This window comes from Mesorhizobium sp. M8A.F.Ca.ET.057.01.1.1, assembly GCF_003952565.1.
Lineage (GTDB): Bacteria > Pseudomonadota > Alphaproteobacteria > Rhizobiales > Rhizobiaceae > Mesorhizobium.
This window is the reverse complement of record NZ_CP034454.1, coordinates 518,968-529,520: the sequence shown is the minus strand read 5'-3', so window position 1 is coordinate 529,520 and position 10,553 is coordinate 518,968. Positions and strand designations below refer to the sequence as shown.

At 61.0% G+C, this 10,553-nt stretch carries 4 protein-coding genes and 4 pseudogenes; 4 read left to right on the top strand and 4 right to left on the bottom strand.

From position 1 onward, the window contains the following. Positions 1–632 precede the first annotated feature (632 nt). The 3 pseudogenes from EJ077_RS02280 to EJ077_RS31565 all read right to left on the bottom strand — a co-directional run. Positions 633–2,937, bottom strand: a pseudogene (locus EJ077_RS02280) (prolyl oligopeptidase family serine peptidase). 515 nt (positions 2,938–3,452) lie between these two features. After that, a pseudogene (gene fni, locus EJ077_RS02275) lies at positions 3,453–4,376 on the bottom strand (type 2 isopentenyl-diphosphate Delta-isomerase); the annotation flags it as partial. After that, positions 4,365–4,604 (bottom strand): annotated as a pseudogene (locus EJ077_RS31565) (hypothetical protein); the annotation flags it as partial. The pseudogenes fni and EJ077_RS31565, both read right to left, overlap by 12 nt. Positions 4,605–4,915: 311 nt before the next feature. Here EJ077_RS31565 and EJ077_RS02270 point away from each other — a divergent pair. Genes EJ077_RS02270 through EJ077_RS02255 form a run of 4 tightly spaced genes read left to right on the top strand, consistent with a single transcriptional unit; the run spans position 4,916 to position 7,839 of the window. After that, on the top strand, positions 4,916–5,212 hold the full coding sequence (locus EJ077_RS02270) for a DUF2604 domain-containing protein (protein WP_126057779.1): 297 nt from the start codon (positions 4,916–4,918) through the stop codon (positions 5,210–5,212). Further along, positions 5,205–5,915 carry a putative metal-binding protein gene (locus EJ077_RS02265; protein ID WP_208699345.1) on the top strand — a complete coding sequence of 237 codons (711 nt, stop codon included), beginning with the start codon at positions 5,205–5,207 and terminating at the stop codon, positions 5,913–5,915. The genes EJ077_RS02270 and EJ077_RS02265 overlap by 8 nt, the downstream gene beginning before the upstream one ends. A gap of 4 nt (positions 5,916–5,919) precedes the next feature. Further along, on the top strand, positions 5,920–6,306 hold the full coding sequence (locus EJ077_RS02260; protein WP_245454736.1) for a Mov34/MPN/PAD-1 family protein: 387 nt from the start codon (positions 5,920–5,922) through the stop codon (positions 6,304–6,306). A gap of 3 nt (positions 6,307–6,309) precedes the next feature. Continuing rightward, positions 6,310–7,839, top strand: a complete 1,530-nt coding sequence (locus tag EJ077_RS02255) for an E2 ligase fold family C protein (protein WP_126057776.1) — start codon at positions 6,310–6,312, stop codon at positions 7,837–7,839. A 232-nt stretch (positions 7,840–8,071) separates the two neighbouring features. Here the strand turns inward: EJ077_RS02255 and EJ077_RS02250 are convergent. Next, positions 8,072–10,540, bottom strand: a pseudogene (locus tag EJ077_RS02250) (S8 family peptidase). Positions 10,541–10,553: the final 13 nt, after the last annotated feature.

Sequence of the window (10,553 nt, the reverse complement as noted above, 5' to 3'; positions counted from 1 at the left end):
TTTTCTGCTCAGCGGTTGACGGCCTAGCGTGTTGCGGCCGCGCCGGGTATCACGCCAATCAATCTGAATAGTCGATGCGTCAAACGAACCAGGATAGGATTTTCGTAGCGGGGCTGCTCTACTCACTCTTGTCCTGAGGTAGAATTCAACCATATCGCCGAGCAACTGGATGCCGATTGGATACCCGATCCGGAAAGCTTCAGCTCATATGTGACGCGAGGATGAGAATCGTGGCAGCTCCAGACCGACGGGCTGCCACCCACAGCGGCGATGACCGACGAGGGTCTTCTATTGCCAAGGTAATCGTCCGTTCGGGGACCTATGTGTTCCTATGCTCGTCGAGCGGATCGGGTGGGCCGCACCGCCGTAGCGTTACGGCGAGCGGAAGCGGCGTTGGGTGCGGCTTTTCCCCTGAACGCTTCACACCAGGCTGATAGGGGATCTTGCAATCGCACACACGCGGTCTGCAGGCGTGCCTATCAAGCAGTTTGCTCAGACCAACGTCGCGGCGAGCCTATCCTCAATACGCAGCGCAAGTCCTAGACTCCACGATCGTCCTTCGGTGCAGATTTGCTCGCGCCTCGCCCTGATTACAGCCGATAAGGCGAGCTAACAATTGCAAGAGCCACAAGCTACTCCAGCTCGATCGGTTTGCTGTTCCAGTCGGGCGGGGTCTGACCGAGAATGTTGCGAACGAAGAAGTCTAGGAGTTTGCGCTCGGTGTAGGTGCCTAGAGTATGGTGATTGGCACCAGGAACGTAGACAATGTCAAAATCTTTTCCTGCCTTGATGAGTCGATCGGCAAGCTGGAACGAGCAAAACGGATCGACATTATCATCCATTTCGCCGACCGCGATCATCAGCTTGCCCTGCAGCCTGTGAGCATTGTCAACGGCGGAGGATTGCGAATATTCAATGCCGACCGGCCACCCCATCCACAGTTCATTCCACCAGGTCTTGTCTATCCTGTTGTCGAAGCAGCCGTTTTTGGCGACGGCGACCTTGTAGAAATCGGGGTGAAAGAGCAGCGCGCTGACTGCACTCTGGCCGCCGGCGGATGCGCCAAAAATGCCGACGTTGGATATGTCGTACCATGGATATTGCGCGGCCGCCGCCTTGTGCCACAGAATGCGATCGGGAAATCCTGCGTCCTTCAGATTCTTCCAAGCAACATCATGGAAGGCGCGGGAGCGGTTGTTGGTGCCCATGCCGTCGATCTGAGCAACGACGAAGCCCAGCTGCGTGAGCGGCTCTGTCCACCGCGAGAAGGATTTTGGGACGAAGGAGCCGTGGGGTCCAGCATAGATATTCTCCACAACCGGGTATTTCTTCGTCGGGTCGAAGTTGGCTGGCAGGTGGAGCACACCCCAGATGTCAGTTTTGCCGTCGCGCCCCTTGGAATGGAAACTGAGCGGCGGCTGCCAGCCTGCGGCGACGAGCTCGGAAATGTCGGCCGTCTCGATCTGCTGGAGCTTGGCATTGTCGCTGGCGCGGTAGAGTGCCATGCGCGGGGGCAGATCGATGCGTGACCAGAGATCGACATAATAGCGCCTGTCAGGCGAGAACTCGATATGGTGGTTGGCCGGTTCGGGCGTCAGTGCAGTCAGTCCCTTGCCGTCAAAGCCGATGCGGTAAGCATGGACCCAATAGGGGTCCTCCTGCGAGTTCATCCCGCTCGCCTCGAACCAGATCTGACGCTTCACCGGATCGACATGGTTGACCCTCCGGACGACCCACTCACCTCGGGTGATCTGGTTTTCGAGCGCGCCTGTCCGGCCGTTGAAAAGATACAAATGCTCATACCCGTCGCGCTCTGATGCCCAGATGATCTCCTTCCCGTCATCGACATCGTAACGGAAGATTTTTCCGGCATCCTCCTGGCCATGCCCAGCGGCAAATAATCCACGAATGTCTCGCTGGTCTCATCGATCAGGGAGCGCCCGCGGCCCGAGGCGGCGTCTACCTCGACCAAGCGATAGAGCTGATGCCCGCGCTGGTTATATTCGAAAGTGAAGCCGCGGCTGTCCGCCCACCACCGGAGAGGGGAAAGTTCGAAGACGTTCGAGAAGAGGGCACCGTCAATCACGATCTGGCGCCGGCCGGCAATGTCGAACAGGACTGGTTGGGGCAGCGGAAGGACATCGCCCGGCCTGGGATAGAATATTGTTGAATATTCCCGCTCCAACTGGTCCGTCGATGAATTGAGGTAGCGGACCTCTCGCCTATAGCCGGGGCGAACAAGGTAAGCGGCGAGGTGGCGCGAGTCCGGCGACCAGCTCAGCGTCGAAAAGACGTAGCAATTGCCTTCGGCTCCGTCCCGGCTCAGAGGAACATCCTGCAATCCGTCCTCGCTGCGCAGGAAAACGTTGCAGTTCTTGATATAGGCGATCCATTTGCCGTCGGGCGACGCGTTGCTCTTGTCGGGGTTGTTCTCCGCTGGCGGCGTGTAGCGGTGGCTGAGCTCCCTACGGTCCCTTTCCTTGCATCGAATGTGGTGCTGGTACAGTCATAGCTTGCAAGGTCGCAGCTCCACCGGGTGTCTTCAATCTGGAAGTCGAGCCTGCGACCATCCTCACTCAGTTCGAAACGGTCGAACGGAAGATTGCCGGCTTGATAGCTCTCATGGCTCACCTTGTTTAGCGCTGCCGCCAGACGCGCCTGATCGAAAGCGGGCCGCTTGAAACCCGTGGCAGCATCGACCTGCATGAACTGCTGCTCGCCGTGGCTAGTCCGGCGGTAGACGAAGGCTTCACCCCCGGTCAGCCAGAAAGGCATTTTGGGGACATTGACAGTGAGCCCGCCATATCGATCGTTGATCGTAAGTGCGCGCTTGAAATCGGCCGGCGCTAGCGTCGGGTGTAAACTTTTCGAACCCTTGGCCAGCGTCTGAGTTGCCGATCGCCATGCCGCGCGCGTCAAAGCGCCGATCCTGGACATACCTGTTCACTTCTTTCGGTTTTCGGAATGCTAATTTTGAAGTTGGGTTCTCGTCGCCGGTCTGCAGCAGCGCCGAGCGTCGCCTTGGAGGAGAGCCAGCACGCGGGTGCAGCCAGGCACGCGCAACAGGGGCGCTCCTTGGACATCCAGGCACTGGTTCGGGTGCCGATTGAAGAGTTGGCGTCCGTCGCCGAAACAACCAGGAAAGAGCGTCCATGCAGCCCTGACGCGACTATTTCCCCGCGAGTATGGCCGCTTGCTTTTCTGCATCATCTGAAAGGTCCTGCTCTAGTCGGGCCGGATGTCACCCCGGCAGATTGTGCTATTTCGACAATCTCCGAGCGATTGCCGCCGGCCCATGACGAGGTTTACCGATAGGGCGCAATATGCGTGCCAAAGGAAAAGCGGTTTAATACACGGCAATCCGCCTATGTCGCATCCCCAACATCGTCGCACACCGGACAATGCCGGACGATATTGTCCCGGGGCGTCAAATTGGTTTGATGGTGACCCAACAACTGGCGGATGACGATCTCGAAATGCGCGACAACGGCCTCGGTGGACACTGTCGCCGCGCCCAGCACGCTGGCCGCCTGCCCGGCGATGTCCGCGCCCAGGCGGATGGCCTTGGCCACGTCGACGCCATCGCGGATCCCGCCCGACGCGATCAGCTTCACCGTTGGCAGCGCCCGACGCACCGCCTGCACGCTGGTCAGGGTGGGAATCCCCCAATTGGCGAATGACATCGCCACTGCACGGTCGGCGGCATTGCGGGCGCGCTCGCCCTCCACTGCGGCCCAACTGGTGCCGCCGGCGCCGGCGACATCGATTACCGCCACGCCCGCCTCGACGAGCGCACAGGCCACCGAGGCGGACAGGCCGCCCCCACTTCCTTGGCCACGATCGGCACGCCCACGATGCGCGCGGCGCCAGCGATCAGCGCCAGGACGCCGCGCCAGTCGCGGTCGCCCTCCCGGCTGTACCGCTTCCTGCAGCGGATTGAGATGGACGATGAGCCCATCGGCCTCCAGCGCGTCCACCGCGCGACGCGCCAGGTCCAGGCCGTCGGCCTCCCGCAGTTGCGCGGCGCCGATATTGGCCAGCAAGGGAATGTCTGGCGCCAGGCGGCGCAGCGCGCGCGTTAGCCCCTGGGAGTTACGGGATTGCAGGCTCACACGCTGCGAACCGCACATGGCGATCCGCAAGGCTTGCGCTGCCTCGCTCAAATGCCGGTTGATGGCCTCGGCCCGTGGCATGCCGCCGGCCATAGAGCTGATCAGCAGCGGCGCGCGCATAGCCTTGCCCAGCAGCGAGGCGCGCAGGTCGATCTGCGTCAGGTCCAACTCGGGCAGTGCGCAGTGTTCGAAATGGATGTACTCCCAGCCAGCGGCCACCGTGGCCGGCGCCGTTCGCCGATCCAGCACCAGCGAAGCGCGCAGCTGAGCGCAGCCCTCGAATCCGGAGAGAACGCACGGTACGCCGTGCCCCAGCGCCTGCTCCACGGCGGCGAGCTGCTCCGGCGCGATCAGGCCAACGTCGTTGCAATCGTCTAGCCAGAACAGCAGCGCCAGTTCGCGATAGAACGCCACGATCAGCGTTTCGTTCTGCGGATCACGGCCGGTGCGGGCGCTGGTGTCGCGCAGGCTCGGGTGAATGCGTTGCAGGATTGGGGGACGCGTGACGCAGTCAAAGCTCCCCTTGCCAAGCACGGAGCAGGCGAGTGAGAGAGCAGATGAATAGGCGTGTCGCCAATATTTTCGCATTGCTATAATCGATTATAGTTGTGAGGAGCAATTTGAGACCATTTACTTGCGGCTCAAGTCACCCATAAAAGAAGGCAAGCACCGATTCGGTAGCTTATCCCCTGTCTTTCGCGTACTCGCGGCCGTGGCGCCGGGTGAACGATTGAAGACCGCCGGTCTCACTCGCAGGTGGGCGCCAGGGCGTGGGACGGTTGGCAAGCCACAGGAGTAGGACAATGTCGAAGGATTCGGGTAAGGGCGATAATCACGGCGGCGGGCCGGGCAAGATCGAGATCACGATGGTGGTGAACGGCCAGCCCACGCAGGTCGAAGCCAATCCCAACCAGCCGCTTCACGTCATTCGTACCAAAGCCCTTGAGAACACGCAGAATGTCGCCCAACCAGCCGAGAATTGGGAATTGAAGGATGAGGCCGGCAACTTGCTCGACGTCGACAAGAAGCTTGGCGATTTCGGTTTCCCGAATACTGTGACCCTGTTCCTCAGCCTGAAGGCGGGCGTCGCAGGTGCCTAAACCCCAAAGTGTGGATCCGGAGGTCTCCCGAGCGAAGTTTGATCGGGAGATCGGCCGGTTCCGGCCATATGCTGATGTCTATCGGGCTCAGGGCTGCTTCTTGATCGAGGCGACCTTTCCGCGCGCTTTCTTCATTTTCGCAAGCCTCAAGTTAAAACCACGGGTGATCAGCGCAGCGAGCGAGGTCGACTTCACCGACTACGACTTAAGACCACCGTCCGTGGTCTTCGTCGATCCGTTTACGCGTCATCCGATTGCCCGGAAAGATCTATACCTGAAAATGCTTAGACGTCCGCCGCTGCCCGGAACGCCGCCGGAGATGATAGGAGCTCTCATCCAGCAGAACGCCGTGCCGCTGACGGACTTCATCCAGGCCAACAGTCCCGAGGACGAACCATTCCTGTGCATGGCGGGCGTCCGGGAATACCACGACAATCCAGCCCATTCAGGTGATCCATGGCTACTTCATCGGGGTTCTGGCGAAGGCTGTTTGGCCTTCATCCTGGACAAGATCATCAAGTACGGAATCATTCCTATAGAGCAGTTGCAGATTCAACTCCCACCGGCAATCGTAGGAATGGTGGTATCCCTCAGGCGATACAAGAATGACTGGTTTGAGAGATGTAACGATCGTGACTCTCCCGCGCGGCTGCATCTCGACCACGCATGGGCATCTGCGCTCAGTTGGTCGCGAAGGCAATGAGGGGATGGCGCTCTGGGTCGGCGTTCAGCAAGACCGGCACTTTGCCGTAACAGAGACGGTTATCCCGGCGCAGCGTCACATTCGGACAAACGATGGCGTTTGCGTGATCGTTGCGGCCGAAGAACTGCACCGGCTCAATGTCTGGCTCTACAAAAGCGGCCTGAAACTCTTGGCCCAGATTCACAGCCATCCGGGCCGCGCCTACCATTCGACGACGGACGACGCTTATGCGGTTGCTACCACGGTTGGGTGTCTGTCGCTGGTAGTGCCGAATTTCGCCCGCGAGCCTTTCGATTTTGCTCGGGTCGCCGCCTATCGGCTTGACGAAAAGGCCAAATGGAATGCGCTCCCTCCCGCGGCACTGTCGCGAATGATCATGATATCGAGTTGAACAATGGCATTCGCTAACTTCATCGATCGTGCCGCCACGGCGGCATCTCAGGTCCTGGCCGATTTTCATCTGGGAGACTTCAAAGCAGCTCTTGAAAAGCAGGTCGTGGCAGTCGCCTTCGACCATCAGGCCGCTTCCTGCGCCGAAGGCCAGGCGACACTAGATCTTGCGGTGAGATTGCTCGCTAGGCTCTACCCGGTTCTGGCGATACTCCCGCTGGACAGCGCGGCGAGCTCTCAAGCCCAAGCGCTGGAGCGCTTGGCAAAGTCGATCAATCCAAAAGTCGGCATCCGGCGTTCCGGCAAGTCTGCCACCGTCTGCGTCGTTGCAGGGGTAACGCGCCCATCACTCCGGTGCCCGATCTTTTTCGTGGGATCGGACGGTTGGGCGGCAAAGCTGTCGCGTACGGACCCGGTGGGCTCTGGCCCAAGTCTGCTGCCTTTTGGAGCTGGCGCCGCCAGTTGCTTCGGCGCCGCCAACGTCTTTCGAACTATCTTCGCCGCCCAGTTGACCGGCGCCGAGTTGGACGAAACCATCGACCTCTCGCTATGCAGCTACGACAAGACCAAAGCCGGGGAGGCTGGCCCGATCGACTTCCCAGTCGACCTTGGCGAAACCCACCTCGTTGGGCTCGGTGCGATAGGCCATGGCTCGCTTTGGGCGCTAGCGAGACAACCCGATCTCAAGGGTCGTCTGCATGTAATCGATCACGAAGCGATCGAACTCTCAAACCTGCAGCGCTACGCATTGGCCGGCCAGGCGGAGATTGGTATGTCCAAGGCGGTTCTTGCAGCCACCGCCCTTAGATCGACTGGCCTTGAGGTCGAGGCGCACCCTCTGACGTGGGCAGAATATGTTGCGCGCCGGGGCAATTGGGTCTTAGACCAAGTGGGTGTGGCGCTTGACACCGCCGCCGACCGTCTGGCTGTCCAAGGTGCACTGCCGCGATGGATCGCAAACGCTTGGATGCAGGAGCACGATCTCGGTATCTCCCGGCATGGTTTCGATGACGGCCAGGCTTGCCTTTGTTGCATGTACCTGCCATCCGGAAAATCCAAGGACGAGCACCAGCTGATTGCCGAGGAACTCGGAATACCGGAAGCACACGAGCAGGTGAAAACGCTCCTGCAGACAAATGCCGGAGTTCCCAACGACTTTGTAGTTCGCGTGGCTACAGCGATGGCTGTGCCGTTTGAACCGCTAGCCCCGTTTGTCGGCCAGCCCCTGCGCTCCTTTTATCAGCAGGCTATCTGCGGCGGTCTGGTGTTCCAGCTTAGCGAAGGAAGTCGCCGCGTTCGAACTGTGGTTCCGATGGCCTTTCAGTCGGTGCTTGCCGGGATTATGCTTGCCGCGGATTTGGTCAAGCATAGTGCGGGGTTTCCCATGAGCCCGACGACGAGCACTCGGGTGAATCTTCTGCGCCCCCTTGGCTCTCACTTGCACGATCCGAAGGCCAAGGACTCCAGCGGCCGCTGCATCTGTAGCGACGACGATTTCATTGCCGCTTACAGGCGCAAATACGGAGCGCGTTGATCAGGTAAGCGATGTCTCGGCCGCCTAAGCAGACGCGCACCTCTCCGTAGACGCAGGGGGCGCGGCTTGTGGGCGTGACCATGGGCGCCATTATGACACGCTTGGCCCGCTCCTTTGCCGGCCTATCGTCCTCCGCGCATGATCCCGTGCCGACGTGATGATCCAGCACCAGCCGCCATGGCACCAGAGGCTGGTCAAACCTCCGTTGTTGGCCGGTTTGGACAGTGCTGCATCAGGTCTCGACCGACGTCTCGACAGTCAGGGCTGCTTCGACGGGTGTGAAGATGTCAACATCGACCCCAGGCGCCCGAATCGTCACAATCAGGGCGTACCGAGCCAGAGCGTCGACGCGTTCCAGGTAAGGCTTCTCCTTCCACCAGCCCCCGACCGGGAACACGCCGATCGCGTCACGCTCGGCGAGATCGGCGGCGCTGCCCGACCAGAAATCGGCGTGCAACGAGCCGCGATCGCGGAAGGTGCCGAGCAGCCACTCTTCTCCGCCTCCAGCAGGCGCCCCTTCCTCCTCGTCCCGAGCGGCCTGATTGATGCGGGCTCGGAATTCGTCGACTGTCTCGGTCGCTGACTTTACTCTGAACCGAAGACCATGGGACGCGTAACGATGCCGGCGGGTCCATCCGCGTTCACCGGGGTTGGGTTCGATGAAATAGGACAGCGTGACGCGGAGCTCGACCTGGGCAGCGCCGAGCGCCGCGAGCTGCTCCTTCGGCCAAGGCAGGCGATGCAGCTTCATGTCACGCGTTTTGGCAGCCGCGCCGCCCTCGCGCTGGAAAGGCTGAAGCTCATCTTCAACGATAAGCGTGAGGTCGTTCACCGTTGACAGAAGCGCGCGCCCAAGATCTGGCACGCCGTAACCATAGCGCCGCACGAGCGCCTGGATCTCGCCCTTCGCTCCGTTGCACGCATCGATGCGTGCGCGCATCGCCGGAGTCCATTCGGCCGAGTGGACGATCAGGGCGCGAACCGATTCAGGCCACAGCTCGGGGCGCGCTGATAGAATTAGTCCCGCCATCCGTGCGGCATGGGCCGTTGCCGCGCTCGTATCTCCGAGGGTGGTGAAGTGGCGCAGTTCGGGTCGACAGAAAGTGGTCAATATCTGCAGATCGTCGATCGGCTCGCCGGGCAACACACCGTCATGGGCGAGATTGCCGCCTTCGAAGACGACCTCGGGCTTCACCGGCCACTGCCTGTCCCAAACGACCGAAGTGCGACTGCGCGGCGAGAGCTCGCCGACCGGCGCGATCGGAGCGTAGCCCGAAAAGTCGGTGTCAATGATATCGACCTTTTCTGTGAAAGCGCCGACCGTCAGCGCATTCCAGGCCTGAGAAGGATCATCGACTGCTTCCAGATCGTTGCGCGTCAAATGCTCGGCCGGCATGAGGTCATCGCCGATGTTGCCGGCAGAGAGAACGATCAAGCGTCGCTGTTCCTCTTCGAAACAGAGTTGGTCGATAGCGGCAGACCACGATGTGGGCCTTCCACGCGCCGGACTGGCGCTTGTCACAGCCATTGCGATCGCGCGGCGGCGCTCCGGCGCCTGCACCTCGGCGCGGGCGATCGCTTCCGCGGTGATCGCGCCATAGAGTTCTGGATCGTTTGCCTCGTCTTCTGGCGGAAGGATACGAACACTCTCCAGCCGAAAGGGCAATGGAACTGGATCGCCTCCGACCAGGAGCGGGACCAGATCACCGTACAGGCCGACACCTGCCATTCGCGTCCCGTGGCCGCTCCACGCAGGTGTGTCGTCGCTGCCCCATGCCGGTTTGACGGTGTGCCAGTCTTAAACGGCAAGTGCGGGTTCGATCAACGGGTGGGTGCGACGCACGCCGCTGTCGAGAATGCAGACCGCAATATCGGATTGAGGCGGTCTGACGCGCCCGAGAAGCTCGTCGCTCCAGTCCCTTTGCTCCGCGCCGCCAAGGCCCAGGAAGAAGGACGGCGTATCCTTCGCGCGCCGCAGCTCGGCGACGACATCGCTGTGCGCAATCATGCGGTCGAGCATTGCCGTGCTGGCGAGGGCCAGCATGACCACCCGCTCCGGAAACCTAACCGCATGCGTGCGCAAAGTGATGTTCAGGGCTTCGGCAATGTGCTCGAAGTTCTCGCGGCGACCGTCGCGCAGCCAGACTTCCCACCACACCTGCTCGTCAGCGGCCTGGGGGAAGAGGTCGTCGTGGTCGGTAAACAACGATCGTGCAGTCGCCAGCCTGACTGTCTCCATGCGGGAGACGAGCGGCTCGTTGCGCGGTCTGCCGCGGTCAGTATCAACGTCTCGATACGCCTCGACTTTCCGCAAATAATAGGCTTGCGCGCTTTGCGGCAGGAACACCGACGCTGTGATGGGAGCACCGGGTTGAGTTGGCTCATGGACGGCGACCAGCTCCATGTGCTGGCGACGATCGGCCAACTGGTCGAGGGCCGCCCGTCCGGACATGGGCAGATCGATCGCGAGGTAAAAGCCAGGCGTGCCGACCGACAGCTGGGGGTCACGCGCCGCAATCTGCTGGCGTGCACTTTCGACCGCTTGTTCGATGGATTGCGTCAAGGCCGCAGCATGCGACGCCCGATCACGCGCCGGCAGCGGCGGTGCATGTATAAGTTGGTTGGGCCGCCGATAGGCTTCCCGAATGCCGTTGTTGCGAAGGTGGATATGGGCGCGGTCGCGCGGAAAATCGTCTGCCATTATGATCTGTGCT